Origin of the sequence: Rufibacter aurantiacus (genome assembly GCF_017916345.1) — a bacterium.
Lineage (GTDB): Bacteria > Bacteroidota > Bacteroidia > Cytophagales > Hymenobacteraceae > Nibribacter > Nibribacter roseolus.
In genome coordinates this window covers 33,237-52,633 of record NZ_JAFMSV010000006.1, presented here as the reverse complement: position 1 = coordinate 52,633, position 19,397 = coordinate 33,237, and the positions used below count along the sequence as shown (strand labels likewise).

The 19,397-nt window shown below is 53.8% G+C and carries 14 protein-coding genes; 9 read left to right on the top strand and 5 right to left on the bottom strand.

Translation table 11 applies throughout. The annotated features are described in order from the left end of the window. Nucleotides 1-57 precede the first annotated feature (57 nt). Together uvrA and J3P34_RS21295 are read left to right on the top strand one after the other, a co-directional pair. On the top strand, nt 58-2,592 hold the full coding sequence (gene uvrA, locus J3P34_RS21300) for an excinuclease ABC subunit UvrA (RefSeq protein WP_210490652.1): 2,535 nt from the start codon (nt 58-60) through the stop codon (nt 2,590-2,592). A 238-nt stretch (nt 2,593-2,830) separates the two neighbouring features. Next, on the top strand, nt 2,831-3,409 hold the full coding sequence (locus J3P34_RS21295) for an REP-associated tyrosine transposase (RefSeq protein ID WP_345890390.1): 579 nt from the start codon (nt 2,831-2,833) through the stop codon (nt 3,407-3,409). Between the two features lie 402 nt (nt 3,410-3,811). On the opposite strand, the gene J3P34_RS21290 is transcribed toward J3P34_RS21295, so the two are convergent. Continuing rightward, nucleotides 3,812-4,234: a hypothetical protein gene (locus J3P34_RS21290; RefSeq protein ID WP_210490650.1), complete on the bottom strand. Its 423-nt coding sequence runs from the start codon at nt 4,232-4,234 to the stop codon at nt 3,812-3,814. 396 nt (nt 4,235-4,630) lie between these two features. Here J3P34_RS21290 and J3P34_RS21285 point away from each other — a divergent pair, with 396 nt between their 5' ends. After that, nucleotides 4,631-5,503 carry a hypothetical protein gene (locus J3P34_RS21285; protein ID WP_210490649.1) on the top strand — a complete coding sequence of 291 codons (873 nt, stop codon included), beginning with the start codon at nt 4,631-4,633 and terminating at the stop codon, nt 5,501-5,503. 128 nt (nt 5,504-5,631) lie between these two features. On the opposite strand, the gene J3P34_RS21280 is transcribed toward J3P34_RS21285, so the two are convergent. The 3 genes from J3P34_RS21280 to J3P34_RS21270 form a co-directional block, all read right to left on the bottom strand. Further along, entirely contained in the window at nt 5,632-6,432 is an 801-nt protein-coding gene (locus tag J3P34_RS21280; RefSeq protein WP_210490647.1) for a hypothetical protein, read from the bottom strand. A gap of 419 nt (nt 6,433-6,851) precedes the next feature. Then, nucleotides 6,852-7,550 (bottom strand): alpha/beta hydrolase, encoded by a 699-nt coding sequence (locus J3P34_RS21275; RefSeq protein ID WP_246853843.1) that lies wholly within the window; start codon nt 7,548-7,550, stop codon nt 6,852-6,854. A gap of 219 nt (nt 7,551-7,769) precedes the next feature. Beyond that, nucleotides 7,770-8,537: a DUF8091 domain-containing protein gene (locus tag J3P34_RS21270; protein ID WP_210490646.1), complete on the bottom strand. Its 768-nt coding sequence runs from the start codon at nt 8,535-8,537 to the stop codon at nt 7,770-7,772. A gap of 1,122 nt (nt 8,538-9,659) precedes the next feature. Between J3P34_RS21270 and J3P34_RS21265 the strand changes: the two genes are divergently transcribed. The 6 genes from J3P34_RS21265 (at nt 9,660) to J3P34_RS21240 (ending at nt 16,869) form a co-directional block, all read left to right on the top strand. Continuing rightward, the gene (locus J3P34_RS21265) at nt 9,660-10,565 is read left to right on the top strand and encodes a S66 peptidase family protein (protein WP_210490645.1); all 906 of its coding nucleotides are present in this window, start codon (nt 9,660-9,662) and stop codon (nt 10,563-10,565) included. An 89-nt stretch (nt 10,566-10,654) separates the two neighbouring features. Beyond that, nucleotides 10,655-11,371 (top strand): N-formylglutamate amidohydrolase, encoded by a 717-nt coding sequence (locus J3P34_RS21260; RefSeq protein ID WP_210490644.1) that lies wholly within the window; start codon nt 10,655-10,657, stop codon nt 11,369-11,371. A 99-nt stretch (nt 11,372-11,470) separates the two neighbouring features. Beyond that, a complete protein-coding gene (locus tag J3P34_RS21255) occupies nt 11,471-12,307 on the top strand; it encodes an alpha/beta fold hydrolase (protein ID WP_210490643.1) in 837 nt (278 codons plus the stop codon). Nucleotides 12,308-12,833: 526 nt separating this feature from the next. Further along, a complete protein-coding gene (locus J3P34_RS21250) occupies nt 12,834-14,021 on the top strand; it encodes an SDR family oxidoreductase (protein ID WP_210490642.1) in 1,188 nt (395 codons plus the stop codon). A gap of 127 nt (nt 14,022-14,148) precedes the next feature. Then, nucleotides 14,149-15,576 carry an erythromycin esterase family protein gene (locus J3P34_RS21245; protein WP_246853842.1) on the top strand — a complete coding sequence of 476 codons (1,428 nt, stop codon included), beginning with the start codon at nt 14,149-14,151 and terminating at the stop codon, nt 15,574-15,576. A 117-nt stretch (nt 15,577-15,693) separates the two neighbouring features. Next, nucleotides 15,694-16,869, top strand: a complete 1,176-nt coding sequence (locus tag J3P34_RS21240) for an MFS transporter (RefSeq protein ID WP_210490641.1) — start codon at nt 15,694-15,696, stop codon at nt 16,867-16,869. A 453-nt stretch (nt 16,870-17,322) separates the two neighbouring features. Here J3P34_RS21240 and ggt read toward each other — a convergent pair whose 3' ends face one another. After that, nucleotides 17,323-18,915: a gamma-glutamyltransferase gene (gene ggt, locus J3P34_RS21235; RefSeq protein WP_210490775.1), complete on the bottom strand. Its 1,593-nt coding sequence runs from the start codon at nt 18,913-18,915 to the stop codon at nt 17,323-17,325. Nucleotides 18,916-19,397: the final 482 nt, after the last annotated feature.

Sequence of the window (19,397 nt, the reverse complement as noted above, 5' to 3'; positions counted from 1 at the left end):
TGATTTCCTACTCTTATAAAATTTAGTAGGGAGGAATCTGTCAATTATTTTATGACCATGGACTCCAATTCCCCATCAAATATCCCTTTCACCGGCTTCGTCACCATACGCGGGGCACGCGAGCATAACCTGAAGAACGTAGACCTCACCATTCCCCGAGACGCGCTGGTGGTGTTCACGGGCGTGTCGGGGTCAGGGAAGTCGTCGCTGGCGTTCGGGACGCTGTACGCCGAGGCCCAGCGCCGTTACCTGGAGAGTGTGAGCCCCTACGCGCGGCGGCTGTTCCACCAGATGGCCGTGCCCGAGGTAGACGCCATTGAGGGCCTGCCCCCGGCCGTAGCCCTGCAGCAGCAACGCGGCACGCCCACCACCCGCTCCAGCGTGGGCAGCGTAACCACGCTCTCTAACCTGGTGCGCATGCTGTATAGCCGGGCCGGAGACTATCCGCCAGGCCAACCCATCATCTACGCCGAGGCATTTTCGCCCAACACCCCCGAGGGGGCTTGCCCCACCTGCCACGGCCTGGGCCGCATCTACGAGGTCTCCGAGGAAAGCATGGTGCCAGACCCCTCGCTCACCATCCGGGAGCGGGCCATTGCCGCCTGGCCCACCGCCTGGGGCGGCCAGAACCAGCGCGACATCCTAATGACCCTGGGCTATGACGTAGACAAACCCTGGCGCGAGCTGCCCCAGAAAGACCGCGACTGGATTTTGTTCACCCAGGAGCAACCCGTGGTGCCCGTGTACCCTGGCTATACCCCAGAGCAAACTCGCCGCGCCCTGCAGCGCAAAGAGGAACCCAACTACATGGGCACCTTCACCAGCGCCCGGCGGCACGTGTTCCATACCTTCGCCAACACCAACAGCCCCCAGATGAAAAAGCGGGTGATGCAGTACATGCTCCACACAGACTGCCCCACCTGCCACGGCAAACGCCTGAACCCCGCCTCGCTCTCCGTCACCTTCGCGGGCTATGACATTACCGAGCTGTCGCGCCTGCCCCTCAAACGCGTGGCCCAGACCCTGCAACCGTACGTAAACGCCTCGGCCCCTGGTCCAGCCGCGCAAGATGAGGCCCACCCCGAGCAACAGATCGCCAAGCAGCGCATTGCCCAGGACCTGGTAGCCCGCATACAGGTGCTGCTGGATCTGGGCCTCGGGTACCTGTCTCTGGAACGAAGCACGCCCACCTTGTCGCCCGGCGAGTTGCAGCGCTTGCGGCTGGCCACGCAGCTGTACTCGCATTTATTTGGAGTGGTGTACGTGCTGGACGAACCCTCGGCGGGCCTGCACCCCAGTGATACCGTAGCCCTGCTCACCGCTCTGGCCAACCTGAAGAAAGCGGGCAACTCCCTGTTTGTGGTAGAGCATAACCTGGATGTGATCCGGCAAGCCGATTGGCTCGTGGACGTAGGCCCCGCCGCCGGCGAGAAAGGCGGCGAAGTCCTCTACAGCGGTCCGCCCGATGGCCTGCAACAAGTCACTAACTCCCAAACCGCCGCCTACCTGTTCGGCTCGGCCCCTCTGCAAACGCGCCCGCGCCGCACGCCCTCCGGCTGGCTCAAACTCAGCGGCGTGACCCGCAACAACCTGCATAACTTGTCTGCCGAGTTTCCGCTGGGCGTGTTCACCACTGTCACGGGCGTGTCGGGCTCGGGCAAGAGCAGCCTGGTGAGCCAGGTGCTGGTAGAACTGGTAGCCGAACACCTGGGCCAGGAACTCCAGCCCGAGGAAGAGGAAAGAGATGCGCTGGAGAGCCCCGCCCCGCAGACCCTGGGCGGCAGAATCGTGAGCGGCATGGAGCAGATCAAGCGGTTGGTGCGGGTAGACCAGAAAGCCATCGGCCGCACGCCCCGCTCCAACATGGCCACCTACACCGGCCTCTTCGACCACGTCCGCAAACTCTTCGCTGAGACGCCGCTGGCCAAAAAACGCCGCTATGACGCCGGCCGCTTCTCGTTCAACGTCGCCAAAGGCCGTTGCGAAAACTGCCAGGGTGAAGGCTTCGTAATGGTGGAACTGCTCTTTTTGCCCAGCGTGTACGCGCCCTGCCCCGTCTGCCACGGCGCCCGCTACAACGCCCAGACCCTGGAAGTCACCTACCGCGACCTCAACATCGCCCAGGTCCTGGACCTCACCGTAGACGCCGCCTGGGCCTTTTTTGACGAAGAACCCACGCTCCACCGCATCCTCACCGTGCTGCGCGAAGTAGGCCTGGGCTACCTGCGCCTCGGCCAGCCCGCCACCGAGCTCTCCGGCGGAGAAGCCCAGCGCATCAAACTCGCCACCGAACTCCAGCGCCTCAGCCGCGGCAACACCCTATATGTCTTAGACGAACCCACCACCGGCCTACACCCCTCCGACGTAGACAAACTCATGGCCCAACTGGAGAAACTGGTTGACGCCGGTAACACCGTGCTGGTGGTAGAACACACCATGCGCGTCGCCGCCGCCTCAGACTGGGTGATAGATATGGGTCCTGGCGCAGGAGAGGAGGGAGGAACTGTTGTGGCGGCTGGTACCCCGGAGGAAGTAGCGGAGGCCTCAGGCAGCAAGACAGCTCCGTTTTTGGCAGAAGCGTTGAGGGGGTAAGTGGGAATTGGTGTGTTTTGAGGCTGGTTTAATTCAATCAGCTTTAAACTACATTAGTAGATTCGCTGGCGCGAGCTTGCAGCTCGTGTCCGCACGCATTGCTGATTAACATTATTTACGTAGTAACATTGTTTTACTATTGTAATGCAAGCCAAGTAGTAGAAAGGGTAAGTTAATCAGCAAAAGAGGATCAGGTACGCGTGCGGACACGAGCTGCAAGCTCGCGCCAGCGGGGTGAATGAAGTTGCATTTTGTTAGAGCCCAAAAGCAAATGAGCCGAAAGTATAAGTTCTACAATCAGGAAGGTCTGTACTTTGTAAGTTTTGCGGTGGTCTATTGGATAGATGTGTTTACCCGGGAAGCGTATTTCCAGATTGTGACGGATAGCCTTGCTTACTGCCGGAAACACAAAGGAATGGAGATATATGCCTGGTGCGTGATGCCGAGCCATGTGCATTTGCTTTTCCGCTCGAAAGAAAATAACCCAAGTACGGTTCTGAAGGATTTTAAGGCGCATACCTCAAAGCAGATGCAGAAAGCCATTGCAGAAAACGTTCAGGAAAGCCGGAAAGAGTGGATGTTGTGGTTAATGGAAAGGGCCGGTTTGAAGAACAGCAATGTCCAAAAGCGGCAGTTTTGGCAACAACATAACCAACCGGTTGAACTGTGGAGCCCTGCAGTTATTGAGCAAAAGCTACAGTATATTCACAATAATCCGGTAGAGGCTGGTTTTGTCTCTGAACCACACCATTGGAAGTATAGCAGTGCCCTTGATTATAGCGGCGGCAAAGGAATCATTGACATTGACCTGGATTGAAGTTGGGTATTGCAGGCAAAGGGCTTTGAGAAAGGGGAGCTGGGCTGCGGTTGTAGGTAGAGGTTCGGAATGCGTGCGGACACGTGCGGGACGCTCGCGCCAGCGGAGGCTCTCCTTCAGGCCAACGGGACTCTCCTTCAAGTTTAAGCGAAGCGGTAACTTGGAGGACCAATGACCGCTAGTTTGTAACTGGCGCAACACACTACCTGATTACGTAGCAAGCCAATTTGTACCAAGCCAGTTACAATCTATAAGCAAACCCGCCAACTATAGTAAATGGTCCCCTCAAACTTGCAGCATAGAACATTTTTAACACATTTCTAGAAATCACTACAAAAAAAGAGAGACGCCGGAAACAACCCCCCATCTCTCTCGTGCAGAATTTCTATTCTTTATCAAACCTTAGTCCTTGTCTTCCGGGATGCCCAGTCTGGCCTGGGTGGAGTCTTCAAATTTGTTCCAGGAGTTTTTGGTCTGTTGCCATTTCTGTTTGGTTTTCTCGTCCCAGGTGCTGCTTTTGGCCTCAAGTTCGGCCTCGCGGGTTTTGTACTCGGTTTTGAGTTCCTGCCATTCTTCTTTGGTGGCGGTTTTCGCGCGGGATGTCTTTTCGCTTACCCAGGTGGAGAAGTCATTCAGGTCACGGTCGGCCTCATTGCCGGCTTCGTTCGCCTCGCTGGAGATCTCAGATCCGGCCGCGCGAGTTTCGGCTCCTACTTCGTTTGCTTCAGCGTTGGTTTCTCTTTGCGCTTCCTGGGAGCAGGAAGAGAACAGCAGCATACCGGCAAAGCCGAGGTTAAGGGCGAAGGTTTGGTTTAACAGTTTCATGGTATAACTTCTTTTGTGTAGGGGTTTATACGGATAAACCCTAAAGGAGTATAGAATAAATCAGATATAAGGATTGTACTGGCTGTAAAGCATGTAAGATGCTGGATAGTAGTTTTTTATCAGTTTTAACCTTGCTTGGAGATGCTGGGTGTTGGTTTTGCGAATACGGCAGGGGCGTCCAGGGGCAGGAGCCACCTGAGCAGGGTGCTTCAGATGATGAGCTTCTACCAAAGGTTTGCGCTGAAACCTTACGCCACCGATGGACTTCTGATGCCAATTCTGGTAACACCCAGACCTCAAATTTTTATGGGCGGCGGCAGCTACTTACCTCGTCATTTTTGGTAAATTAGGTGCCGGCCGCCTACATTAGATGGCTGAAATTTTAAAGACCCGTCTATGATAAAAAATCTACGAAACTATTGCTTTCTCCTGGCGCTTTCTCTATTCACCATGAACTGTGGTTCAAACGAAAAAGAGGACCCAGATCCTGTGGTAGACAGTGCCTGTTACTTTACCCGGGAGGTGTTTACCAACCCTAACACTGGCCAGACCCGCACCCGGGATTTTGTCTATGGCAACGACCGCCTGGAGGTGATCAATGAAACCACCAATCTGCCTGCGGCCACTACGCTCAACCTTGTAGCCGAGTATGATGGCCAGGGTAGAGTGAGTAGAACTGTTACCCTGCAGAATGGCCGGGAGATGCAGTACTACACGTTTGAATATGACAACCAAAACCTGCTGCGGAAGATCAATCTCTATACCGATCGGAACGGTAACCTGGGACTGAATTCCTCGATAGAGTTGGGGTATAATGCCCAGAAACAGATTGTCACGTCAAAGAATTACTTTCTGTTAGGGTCGGCGCCCCTCCTCACCAATGACATCACCTACACCTATGACGCCAATGGAAACATGATCAGAAGCCGGGAGTACCGGGTTCTTTCGTTCAGGGGAGCCGAGGTCTTATCAGATGTGGTGATCAATATGCAGTACACGCATGATGACAAGATCAACCCGCACTACAGAGTTCCTTATCTGATGTACACCTATCCTAATTCTATGGCAACTACCTTGTCTAAGAATAACTCAGTGTCGGTGGTTTCTTCCACGTCCACCGAAGGTACCCAGAAAGGACCCGGCACTTCAGATATGAGGCCTTTCAATTATTCGCGCACCTTTACGTATACCTATTCAGACAAGAACTGGCCTTTAACCCGCATGGGGGCAGATGGCACCAGCACCTCCTATGCCTATATCTGCGAGTAAGCGTAAATGCCTTAGACATATAACTCAAAACAGAAAAGCGGCGGAATGGGGTAATACCCGTTCCGCCGCTTTCTTTATGTGGTATCAGGTGTCTCTACCTGTGTCTATATCACCAGGCTTGCAGCCTTCTAAAAACCGCCCAGTTCCCTGGTGCTGCGGCCATTGTTTTGGGAGGAGGTGTTGCCAGAACTGCCCATGCCGCTGCCGTAAGAACTGTCGTTCATTGAGCCATAGCCGCTGATGTTGCCTGAGTAGCTGCCGTAGGAGTTATTCCCCCAGGTACCGCCCATGTGCCCGCCGGTGTAACCAGTGCCGCCGCCGTAATTGGTGCCCCCGTAAGAACTGCCCAAGCCGGAGCCGTAAGGTTCCTGGAAAGAGCGGGTGCTGTAATTAGGGACGCCCCGGTCTGAGTGCAATCCTGAGTCGCCGAGGCCGCTGCCAAACTGGGCGCTTCTGAATTCGTCCTGAGCCCCGGAGTAGTAGGGTTGCTCATCCTGCCGGTCGCCGTAGTGTTGCTCGCTATTTAAGGTATTGAACCGGTCTGAGGTGCCGTCATAGCTGGAGATGCCGTAGCCCTGCCGGATGTTGCCCATCAGGTCATCGTCTTCCCGCCCCTGGGGCATGGTAGGGTCATGCCGGAAGTTACGCTGGTAAGCGTCCCCGAACTGGTCACGGTCCTGGCGGTAATTGCTCTGGTAGGGATGGCGGCCGTCCTGGTCTCTCCGGTACTGGTGGGAGTCATTCCGGCGGAAGTCTTCCTCCCGGTTATAAAACTGCCCGGACCGATGATATTCATTTCGGGAGTCATAAGGATAATGCTGGTCATCATGGCTCATGCCCTGGTCAGACCAATTTTCATGGTAGTGGTCAAATCTGTTTTGGTGTCTGTTCCCACCGTTATCATAGCGATCTCTGTCATCTCTTTCCATAGTATGTAAGTTAAGGTTAAACAATACACCACTTTTTTAACGAGTGCAATCCGCTACGGTTGATGTACTTAGCTAGGAACGTTGGTGGGTTTTAGGAAGGTGGCGGTTTGAGGTTGACTAGCCCGGAGGGAGTGGCATGTTACTGGGTGGTGCAGTTTTTACAAACCAAGGAAGGCTGAACCGGAAGAGAATGTCCATGATTTTCTGGTATTACAGCTGGCCCACAAGATCCTTTCAGGATGACAAAAGAGAGAATAGGCTGGCAAGGTATGATAGAAATAGGATGCCAAAAATGAGGGAATAGGGTGACGGTATCGGTAATGAACCGGATTATAAAAAAGAGAAGGATTTACCTCAAAGGAAGAAGGTTTTACCTCGCCTAAACCTGGTAATTAAGTTTACTTCCGGGTAGCTATTAACTATTTCAAAAACCATTCAACGGCGGCTTGAGAGATGTTGGAGGGGATCTCGTGCTCACCGTCAAACTCCAGGTATTTCACCTCCAATCCTTCCTTCTTTAAATCCCGGTGTACCAACCGGCCGCAGGGATCAATGGGCAGGATGCCGTCATGCACACCGTGGGAGATGAAAACGGCGGGGGCGCCGTGTTTCTCGCGGGTAAAGCCGAAACCCGGAGAGAAGGCAATGATGTGGGTGAAGACATCGCCGTTGGTTAAACCCATGCACAAGGCATAGGAAGCACCGTCTGAAAAGCCGCCAATGGCAACCTTGCCCGGGTCGATGTTGAAGTGATCAAAGGCAAAGGCGAGGGACTGGTCAATGTAAATGGCATCGGGCCCGAAAGTGTCTGTCACGATCACATCCCAGGTGTATTTGCGCGAGGCCGGGGAGATAAGGATGATGTTGTGGTCATCTGCGTAACGTTGGAGGAGCCACATTCCCTGCTCAGGGTTACCACCCGAGCCGTGTAGCATCAGGGCCAGGGCAGCCGGTTTGCTCCGGTCGTACCCCTTGGGGAGGTAAAGCAAACCGTCTTTGGCGGAATCCAAGCCAAGCGGCTGTACCACGCCAGCCTGTAAAGGTTTATCCTGGGTAGGAACTCCGTGCCGGGCCGTGACCCGTCCGGTGCTGTAAGCGTCTCTCTTCCTGATTTGCATCTTACTGGCTTCTTTACAGTGAGACAAAATGATGCATACGGCAAAAAGCCACACAGTTATGCGGCCCACCCCTTAAAAACTAAGACCAGAAGAAAAGAAGCCGTACCCCTTCATACCTAAAGACATCAAAGCTGGATGCTCTGTCTACGGCTGGCGCTTGCGGCCAAAGAGCAGCTTTAAGCTTGTTTTCTGAAAATCAGGGTAAAAACAGGAATTCCTTTATACGGAAGGAGAGGAGAGAGCACTTTTTTCCTGAACTGCAGTGATCGGGTTTAGAATGCTATACAGAAGTTCGTTCCGGTTCTTGCCCACCACGGTGAGGGCCTCCATTTTGCGGAGGCAGTAAGTGATCTGGCGGCACCGGTGCAGGGGAAGGAGCAGGGCTTTCTCCAGGTCGCGGTTAGAGAAAGGCTGCGGCAGGTTAGGCGGCAGAAACAGCAGAAAATCCTGGGCGCAGTTAAAGCGGTGCGAGCTGATGACCTCCAGGAGTTTCCGGTCTTTAATGCTCACCTTCTTGCGGTGCTTGCTACCCTTCCCATCGCGGCAGCGGACTTCCTCTTCCCTGATGAGGGGGAATTCCAACGTGAACCCCTCATGCTTCACCAGTTCCGGGATGCGCACCAACTCCTCGAAGATATCGGTCAGAGCCCCTCGGAAAGTTGATTTCCGGCGGGACAGCACCGAGGTACCTTTGGCGTCTACCTGCACCACCCATTTCTCAAACGTGATGGGGTGCAGCAGATGCACCTTGTGTTCCTTGAGCAGGGCCTGCAGTTTGGGCCGGATAGCCGTGAAATTACGCGTCTGGATCTCCACCAACTGCGGTCCCCGCACCAGGTCAATTACGAAACCACCCACCGGTACCTCAAACCTGTCTTCGGGCTGCGCATACCACAACTTCAGGCCCGCATGCAACGACCGCTCATTCTGAACATTAATCCCGTTCCTCTCCGCCGCTGCCCGCCTTTTCTCCCCCGATTCTTCCACTACCCCTGCTTTTCTATGAAAGTAAAGCCTCAAAGCTACGAATTCCCATGGTTTGACTAAACAAAGGCTAGGCGCGAAGGCAAGATTTTAGCTTAGTTGATTTCGAGGTCTTTTTCAGAAGACATGCTCTAAACAGGTACCCACCCCTGTCCCTCCGCGGAGGGGAATTCTGGAATGCGAAGTAGGTGGTTTAGCTGCAGTTTTGGTTGTTGGTGATAACACCCCCAGCGGTTAGCAGGGTTGGTACGCATCCACAACGGATTGGTGAGCCATTCTCCGGCAGACGGCAAGAAATGTAGGGGCATCTCTTGTGGGTGCCCTCAGGTAGCGCCTGTTATTTCCTGTAGCAGCCGCCTATTGCGGTGGAACCGTGGGAGACAAGGCATGCCTTGTCTCTACATTTTTCAACCAATGATAACAAGACGAGAACAGCTGCATTTTCCATCCGTCCGAAAGGACGATGCAGGCATTGCAGCGGTTCTCTGCCAAGGCAGCTAACATGCAGGGAGGCGGAGGTTGGGCGCGTGCGTAACCCAACCTCCGGTGACCGCAGGCAGGAATTGCTCCAATGGCAGTGGCGTTAGTTAGCTATGCAACAGAGGACAGTGGCGAGGTGTCACAAGAATGAAGAAAAGACTGTTTGAGCGTCAGCGAGTTACTTTTCTTCTTGATTCTTTTGGTTACTTTTCTCATCAAGGAGAAAAGTGACAAACCTCCAAACGGAGGAACAAGCGTTGGAGGCAGAGTAAGGAAGATAGTTGTAAGTAAAGACTCATAAAGTGCCTTTGAGGCTGACGCCTCACTGCAGTTGCAAACTGCAGACCATAGTAGGTCCAAGTTGAAAACTTGAACCAGAGAAGAGAGAAGAAGGATCTGCAGAAGAAGTCATCCCCAACCCCCTTCAAAGGGGGACATACGCTTAGGAAAGCCTTTTGCAAACGGGCATAAAAGCCTACAGCCAATAGAACATTAAGAGAAACAAACCCTTGAACTAAGTGCAACAAAAGCAACGCGCAAGTCACCCGTACAAATACGCAATCCCCTCCGGAGGAAACTACTTAATTTCAAACCCTTCCTCAACTCAGGGATGAAAACTCCCGTTGCGGAGGAAAAAGCAATACCATGATTTTACCTCCCTTTCTCAAGGCCGGCGATAAGGTTGGGCTTCTGAGCACCAGTTCTTTTACTGAGCAGAAATATGTGGATGAGTTGGTGCAGATTCTGAAGGATTGGAAACTGACACCGGTGCTGGGGAAAACCATCGGGGCGCGGGAGGGGAGCCTGGCGGGGCCGGATGAGCTCCGGCAAACCGATCTGCAGGAAATGCTGGACAATGACCAGATCAGGGCCATTCTGCAGACCATGGGCGGCTACGGCATTGTGCGGGTCATTGACAGGGTGGACTTCAGTAAGTTCAAGTATAAACCCAAGTGGCTCGTGGGGTACAGTGATACCACGTTTTTGCATACGCACGTGCAGGGTATGCTGAGCACCGCCACCATCCATGGCACCATGGCAGCCGATCTGGAGGCCGGTTACACCAAAGATTCCTGGGAATCTCTGCGCAAGGCTTTGTTTGGGGAGAGATTGGAATACAGTGTGAAAGCGCATCCTTTGAACCGGAAGGGCTCCTCGCAGGGCTTACTGGTGGGTGGCAATGTGAGCCTTCTGTGCAATGCCAAGGGCACCATGTCTGAGGTGGACACCAACGGAAAGATTCTGTTTCTGGAAGAAGTAGGCGAAAAGCATTTCCGGTTGGATAGTTACCTCAGGTCTTTGAAGCAGGCGGGCAAGTTTGAGTACGTGCGGGGCCTGGTGGTGGGAGAATTAGTGGAAATGGAAGACGATGACCCGCCCTTCGGGAAAACGCCTGAGGAGATTGTCCTGGAGGTGATGCAGGAATTCGATTTTCCTATCTGTTTCGGATTTCCGGCAGGGCACGGAAAGGTGAACAAAGCACTCATCTTCGGGGCGATGGTGCATTTGGAGGTGACCGCCAAGGGCAGCATTCTTAAGTTCGATATTTAACTTAAATCCGGTTGGAAAGCGGTTCCTGTGTTTAGGGGCTGTTTTCTGAAAATCGGCTTGAAAACACCTTACGCTTTATTCTGATACCTATGCCTGTGACCTGCCTCCTGACCTGTGAACATGCCGGCAATGACATCCCGGACCAATACCAGCACCTGTTCAAAGGCAAGGAGGAGAAGCTTTATTCGCACAAGGCTATTGATTTCGGGGCGCTCCGCCTGGCCAAACATCTTGCCTCAGAGTTGGACCTGCCGTTGTTCTACACCACTTTTTCAAGATTGCTGGTGGAGGGCAACAGGTCACTGGACAGTGACGAGTTGTTCTCTCATTTCACCAAAACTTTGCCGCAGAAAGAGAAGCAACATATCCTGAACGAATACTACCACCCGCACCGGAATGAGGTTGAGGAGAAGATCAAAGCCGAGACAGCTAAGGGGCAGCAGGTACTACACCTGGCGGTGCATACGTTCACGCCGGCCAAAGAAGGAGAGGTGCGGGAAGCAGACATTGGGATTCTGTTTGACCCGGCCAGGTCAGGGGAGAAGGACTACGCCGCCATTATGCAAGCCGAGCTCCAGAGGCTAAATCCAGGCCGGAAGGTGCTGTACAATTCGCCGTACCCCGGGGTAGATGACGGTTTACCCACGTATCTCCGGAAGAAGTTCAGGAATGACCAGTACGCCGGCTTTGAGCTGGAGATCAACCAGAAGTTTTTTCTGGCAGGGGAGCCCGAGGTATGGCAAAAGCTGCTGGCTGAAATGACGGCGGCGGTGAAAGCGGCCGTTTTTGGTGAAAGGGAAAATTGACCATTCCTGCAAGGAGCGAGGGCAGGCCTGTCGGTTGTTTTTGAGCCGGAAAAAAGGAAGGAGCAGAGAAACGCAGTTTGTACGTAAAAAGCGAAGACTATGGAAATGCGCATCGGTAATAAGGGTACCCAATTGTTTACCACCGCTTTTCCTAAAAACGGGCGCGAAACGGTAATCCTTCTGCATGGCGGGCCCGGGGTGCCGGAGGGTATGACCTTTCTGGTGAAGTACCTGGCCCGGCATTTCCAGGTCATCCATTTCCATCAGCGCGGAACCCTTAAATCGCCCAACCCTTCCGGCGACTACTCTCTGCAGAGCTACAACTCAGACATTAACCGCATCGCGGAGCTTTTCCAGCTGGAGAAGTTCCATTTGCTGGGGCATTCCTGGGGCGGTCTGTACGCGCAGGTGTATGCCCAGGAAAACCCGGACCGGTTGCTGAGTTTGTTCCTGTGCAGTCCGGCCTCGGGCACGGGCCGGCAGTGGGCCCAGACTTCCCTGGATATAGCCCGGTACAACAAAGGTAAATCCAGCTTTTCTGAGGGGCTGGCCATGCTGGTGAACTCGGGTTTGGGTACACTGGGCAGTGACCTGGGGTACAAAAGATTCTATAGCCAGGCGCTCATTAACTTCAGCCGCGGGTTTGAAGAGTCGCACCCGGAGTATTTCGCCATTGACTGCGTGAAGGCCAAAGCCATCAACCAGACCATCAAATCTATCCTTACCTATCCCGTGCTGCGGGACATGCAGCAGACGCCGTTCAAAACTACCATTGTGTATGGAAGTGAGGACCCCATCCAGGAAAGCAGGAAACACGTGCTGCAGCGGTACCCCGGGGCTTCGGCCCATATCATTTCGGGCAGCGGCCACATTCCGTGGTCTCACCGCCAGAAGGAGTTTGTCAGGATTTTGCACGAACACTATGGTATTCAGTAAAGCCTAATGGTAAGGGTGGCCTGGTCTAAGTTCTTTTAGGACGATGCGTTTTAGGTAGGAATGTCTCCAGCCCCTTGAAAGAACTTCACGTTCCTGCAGGGAGTGAATACGGGAACAAGCTAAGGAGGTGCAGATGAAGGCAAGTGGGAGGCGTTTGCTTTTAACGACCTTCGATACAGAAAAAAGAAGTTAAAGTAAGTTTTTGCCCATTTTGGGAAGGGTTTGCACCCAAGAGATAAGGAATACAACAGGCACTGCCATTTTTGGCGCATTTTCCTAAAAGGAGGTGCTTTTCAGCTTACATGCCTTCCAAACCAGCTACTATATCGATTCTCAGCCTTCTTCCCCATGTGGTGTTTTCCGGCGGCTTAAGGGCAATAAAAGCAAACCCATAAGTCAGGTAATCGTCAGTTGCGGTAAGCACGATGGATGGATGTAGGAAATACCTAATTCCTTTTGGGCCACCAACTTAACAGGGTGGCGGGCGTACCTCTTTACCGGACCAGGAATTTAAAATGGTAAAGAAATGGTAGCAATAATCACAGGAGCATCTAGCGGAATTGGGCGTGCCACAGCCTTTGAGTTTGCCCGTAAAGGGCATGATGTGGTGTTGGCCGCCCGTTTTGAGGCTGGTTTAGAGGAAGTAGCCATAGAATGTGAGCGCCTGGGCGTGAAGGCCCTGGCCGTGCCGACCGATGTCGCCAAAGAAGAAGAGGTGAACGCGCTGGCGGCCCGGGCCAGGGAAGCCTTCGGTGGGTTTGACGTTTGGGTGAACAATGCGGCCGTGGGCCTGTTCGGGCACTTTGAGGAAATCCCTACTGAGGACATCCGCCAGCTCATGGACATCAACCTGTTTGGGTATATCTACGGTGCGAGGGCTGCGGTGCGGCAGTTCCGGACTCAGGGCTTCGGGACGCTGATCAATGTTTCCTCCATGGTGGCCTTGGTAGGGCAGCCTTTCTCTATTCCGTATTCCATCAGTAAGTTCGCGGTGAGGGGCATGAGCATCAGCCTGTCGCAGGAACTCGCCGATGAGGAGAATATCCACGTTTGCTGCGTGCTGCCCGCCGTCATTGACACGCCAATCTTTCAGCATGCCGGTAACTACATGGGCAAAGCCATCAAGGCCCCGGATCCGGTAATTCCGGCCAAGCGGGTAGCCAGAACCATCTACAATCTCACCAGAAAGCCGAAGGAGCAGGTCACCGTGGGGAACATGTCGCGCATGATGCGGTTCCAGCGCCTGACCTCGCCCGCCCTACTGTTTGACAAGTACATGCAGAAGATGATCGCGGCCAATCACTTTAAGAGCAAACCATCCAGGGCCTTTCAGGGCAACCTCTATGAGCCCCTCACCAACTGGAACAAGGTAAACGGCGGCTGGCTACCCGAAGATTCAGGGAAAGTCAAAGTGAAAACCATTTCTGCTTTGGCCGGAATGGCTCTGGTCGGCGCTTTAGGGGTGATTTTCTGGAACAAGCAGAAAAGGAAAACCTCTGCCGTCCGGAGTAATCCCATCACCCCGCTACCCAATACTTATCCTCAAACCCCAGGTCAGCAGGGTTCTGTTTCTGGCAGCCATGGCGCAGATACCGAGGTGAAGGAATCTGTGGTTTTTGAACATCACCGGGATGATTCTGAAACCCTGGGAACCGTCTTTGTAGACCCTGATAATACCACCGACAGTCACGGCATTACTCCCGGAAGCTTGTAAATAGGGGCATGCCTGAGGGATGAAGAAGAAGGGCTTTGGTTTGCACTTTCCTTCTTAATTCCTCCTAAAACCAAAGTTCTAAAATTAAATCAGTTATCAAATTCATCAGAAGAAAGAGAAGTGTTGTATGGACCAGATGAAGAGCAAGTCTACCGGCTGTTGGTTTCTGTTTCTGCTTTGCGTGCTGTGTTTGGGTTGTAACAAAGCGCCTCAGCCGCAGACCGCAGGAACACAGTTGGTAGGTCAGCAAGTGGCGCAGAAGAAAGATAAATCCGTTACCCTCAAAATACCTAATTACCCGCTGAGAGACCAACGCGACCTTGACATCCTGCTGCAGGAGATCGGCGATGCCCGGGTGGTGCTGCTAGGAGAGGCCTCGCACGGAACGTCCGAGTATTACCAGTGGCGGGCCGCCATCACCAAACGGCTCATGCAGGAGAAAGGCTTTGATTTTGTGGCCGTAGAAGGGGAGTGGGCCGATTCTTACCGGGTAAACCAGTTCATCAAAGGTCCGGCCAAAGACAGCGCAGCCGCCGTGTCCCTGCTGGAGCAGTATGACCGCTGGCCTACCTGGATGTGGGGAAACCACGAGATCGCCTCTTTGGTGACCTGGCTCAACAAGTACAACCAGGGAAAACCCGCCCCTGAAAAAGTAGGCTTCTTTGGGCTTGATGTGTACTGCTTGTGGGAGTCCATGACCGAGCTCATGCCTTACGTGAAGAATAACCCAGACCTGGTGAAATCAGCGCGGGGCGTGCATCAATGTTTCCAGCCTTTCTCCGCCGATGCCATGCAATACGCCGAGGCCGTTGCCCGCGCCTCGGCCAATTGCCGGGGAGAAACCAGCCGCCTCTGGAAGGAAGTGCAGAACCTGGGCCAAGCCAATGGTACACCCCAGACAGAAACCCATTTCGTGGCCGAACAGAACGCCCTGGTGGCGCTTAACGGGGAGCGGTACTACCGGGCAGCGGTGAGCAGCAACACCGAGTCCTGGAACATCCGGGACAACCACATGGCCCTTACCCTCAAGCGCCTCCTTGATTTCCATGGCCCTACCTCCAAAGCCATCGTGTGGGAACATAACACCCACGTGGGAGACGCCCGCTACACCGACATGGCCAGCAGCGGCGAGGTCAATGTGGGGCAGTTGGTGCGCAAAGAATACGGGGAGGAAAATGTGTACATCGTAGGTTTCGGGTCACATAGGGGAACCGTGATTGCGGCCGGGAGCTGGGGCGCACCAATGAAGAAAATTGAAGTGCCAGCGGCAACCCAGGGCAGTTGGGAGCAGATCCTGCACCAGCTCAGCCCCACAGACAAAATCATCTTTTCAAAAGACCTGCGGGACAACAAGGTGCTGAACCGGCCGGTAGGGCACCGGGCTATTGGGGTGGTGTACAACCCCAAGCTGGAGCACCTGGGCAATTACGTACCCTCCGTCATGCCTAGGCGCTATGATGCTTTCATCTACTTAGATAGTACCCGGGCGCTGCGGCCCATCCAGAACATTACCGTCAGAAACGAGCCACCAGATCTTTACCCCTCAGGCTCTTAATCGCGTATGACCTTTGGCCTGACCTTTAGCAGCAGGCGCCAAAGCGCGGCCCCTGCCCAAGGTTTGTGCCCCATGTAGAAATAATTAAGCGCATCTTTGCGCAGTTAAATTTTTAAGATGCAGTTAATTCAAAAGCAGCGGATTTTCCTCAGCCTTTTCTTTTTTCTTTCCGGATTCAATTTCTCCAGCTGGGCCTCCAGAATTCCCACCATCAAACAAGCCTTACACCTGAACGAGGCCGAGTTGGGCACCATCCTGCTCACCATGCCCATTTCCTCCCTCATCGGGGTGCCCTTGTCGGGTTGGCTCGTGTCCAGGTTTGAGACCAGGATTCCCCTCTCGGTGGGTTTTCTGCTCAATTCCATCGCGCTTTCCTTTATAGGGCTAGCCTCTACACCGATGGCCCTGGCCATGGTGTTGTTCATGTTTTCCCTGAGCATGCGCATCTTCAACATCTCGGTGAACACCCAGGCCATTACGCTGCAGAGGAAGTTTGACAAGAAGATTAACGGATCTTTCCACGGGCTCTGGAGCACCGGCGGGATCATTGGCGTGGGGTTCACCACCTTGCTCATTTCCTTGGATGTTCCCATGGTTCCGCACCTCATCACGGTATCGGTGATCAGTGTGCTGGCCACCATCATCTCTTTCCGCTATTTGCTGCAGAACGACAGATCCACCTCCGGGAACAAACTGACCCTGAGCAAACCCGATCCTTACATCCTGTTTCTAGGCTTGCTGGTGTTCTTCGCGGCCGTCTGCGAGGGAGGCATGTTTGACTGGAGCGGCATTTACTTCCAGCAGGTGGTAAAAGAAGATGTGTTTACTGTGGGATACCTCACATTCATGGCGTTCATGGCGCTCTCCAGGTTTATGTCTGATCTCATCATTGACAGGATTGGCATGGCCACCACCTATATGCTGAGCGGGGTGTTCATCTTTTCCGGCATTACGCTGGCCATTCTGTTCCCCACCTTCTGGCCGGCCATGATCGGGTTCTCGCTCGTGGGTTTCGGAACGGCTTCCGTGATACCCATGACCTACACGCTGGCCGGCGCATCTAAAACCTATTCCCCGGGCATCGCCATCTCGCTTATCGCCACCTTCGGGATCGTGGGCATGCTCATCGGACCACCCCTGATCGGGTACCTGGCCCACGCCTTCAACCTCAAAATCTCCTTTATCGCCTTCGCTCTGGCCGGCCTCCTGTTGATTCCCTTCTCCCGCATGTTCTTCAAAACGCAACGCTCCGAGAATGAAATCTATGAAGTGGAGACCAGAGAGGTAGCTTGATTTAGGTCTGTTTTCTTAAAAGGAGCTTGAAACTGAAGGAGTAATTGCATGTGGTTGCCCTTTCCGTTTCCATTGTTCTCACGCATTAATCCCCCTTTGAAGGGGGTAGGGGGATGATTACTCCTGCAGATCTCACGCATTTCAATATGTAGGGGCAATCCCTTGTGGTTGCCCATGGTGAGGAGAACCATTGAAGTCTCTGCTCTGTAGATAAGCAAATCGGTTCTTCATGCGCCTTTGTCATCCCCCTACCCCCTTCAAAGGGGGACGGAATGCGTGTTCTCTAAAGAAGGAGATTAGCGTTTTTCTGCCGTTTTTTGGTTGTTAGTGTTATCTCTAACAACCAAAAAGGTAGAATGCGCATGGGCAACCACAAGGGATTGCCCCTACATTTTTTAGCAGAGTAACCAGTATTTGACCTTGCGCTTTGAGCCTGTTTTTCCCAAAACAACCCTAAAAGCCGGCGGCGGCGTCATCTCCGCGGGGATCGGCGCCGCCTTCCAGTTGGCCGGTGGGGAGCACCAGGATGCCGGCGGCTCTTCCTATGCCTCCGTATCTGGGAACAATCTTATGGCCTTTGATCCACAAACCCGCACCGGTGCCAAACCCTAAAGCGCCCCACTCAGATAAAACCCAATTAGGTTTCCATTGATGGTGGAACCGGCCGGCGCTCACGGCTCCCTGCATGGTGAAACCGTGCCGCGTCACGTTCTGAATGATTTGGTAAACAGTGGTAATAATAGTGGAGCCGCCCATCGCCCCGATGACCATGAACAGTTTACCGTCTTTTTCCAGGATGGTGGGCGACATAGAACTGAGCATGCGCTTGCCGGGGGCAATGGCGTTGGCTTCCTCTCCCACCAAACCATAACTGTTAGGATAGCCGGGCTTGATACTGAAATCATCCATCTCGTTGTTGAGCAGGAAACCCGCGCCGCCCACAAACACCTTGCTCCCGAAACTGCTGTTGAGAGTAGTAGTCACGGAAACGGCGTTTCCCTCCGGGTCCACAATGGAATAATGTGTGGTGTTAGGGCCTTCGGGGAGGGGCGGCACCCCCGCCGATACTTCTTTGCTGGGCGTAGCTTTCTTAGGCGAATATCCCCGCATCCGGCTCTTGATATAGGTGGTGTCCAGCAATCCTTTTACCGGAACCTCGTAGAAATCGGCGTCGCCGAAGTGTTTGGCCCGGTCGGCGTAGACCCTTCGCTCGGCCTCAATCATGAGGTGCGCTGATTTTACCGTGTTCCAGCCCCATGCTTTCAGCGGATAATCCTGGGCAATGGTCAGGAGTTGGATAAGGGCGATGCCGCCGCTGGAGGGCGGGGGCATGGAGATGACGCGGTAATCGCCTACCTGGCCGGTCACTGGTTTGCGCCACACCGCGCGGTAGGCCGCCAGGTCATCTTTGGTGATAATGCCGGTTCCCCGCTTCATCTCGGCCACAATGAGATCAGCCGTTTGGCCTTCGTAAAAACCTGCCCGTCCATGGTCTCTGATCCGTTCCAGGGTGCGGGCCAGGTCTTTCAGGCGCAGGGTATCGCCGGGGCGCCAGCGGTCTTTCAGGATGAAGTCGGGACTTTGGGAGTTGTAGCGGATGAAATCCTTGCGCTGCTCGTTCAGCTTTTTCGCCTCATTTTTGGTGAGCGGAAAGCCGCGCTCGGCGAGGAGGATGGCCGGTTGCACCAGCTGCGCCCAGGGCAGACGGCCGTAAGTGGCGTGCACCTGCACCATGCCGTCCACGGTGCCGGGCACGCCCACGGCCAGATGCCCTTTGTAGCTTAAATCCTCAATGACCTCGCCCTGGCCGTTGAGGTACATGTCTCGGTGGGCAGCAGTAGGGGCTTTCTCGCGGTAATCAAGGGTGTTCAAAGTACCATCGTGCTGGCGCAGTACCAGAAACCCGCCACCACCAATATTGCCGGCATCTGGGTAGACCACGGCTAGCGCAAACTGCACGGCCACGGCCGCATCCATCGCGTTTCCGCCGCGCCGGAGAATGTCGGCCCCCACGGCCGAGGCCAGCGGATGCGCCGTGACTACCATGGCTTTTTGGGTGACAAGTCCTGGTTTCTGGTGGGCTTTGTTCGCGCAGCCAACTGTGCCCAGGAAAAAAAGGATAAAAGCGATTCTTCTGAAAACCACACCTTCGGTTTTAAGTGAAAAACAAACGAATCTTTGTCTTTACCCCAACCCGGCTCCGGAGGTTTGCTTAACCAGTTTCCATCCTCTGGAAAGATGGACGGATTTGAATTTAGGTAGGATAATTAAATCTTAAAAAATTGCAAGTTGTCACCGCAATCCATATCTTCATTCTGGGTTTACCTTCTGACGGTATGCAAATTAAAGCCGACCGATAATTGAATAACCCGATTATTGATGGCAGAAAAGCTGTCATTGGAATTGGTGCTGGAATACTGCCTGTTCTAGAAAAACAGGCTTAATACGATCTCAAGTCCAAGGTTCGGCGAAGCAGCCGATCTGGGAAACCGTTTCCTTCCGTCTTCCTCGTTGAGGAATTTCCTGCC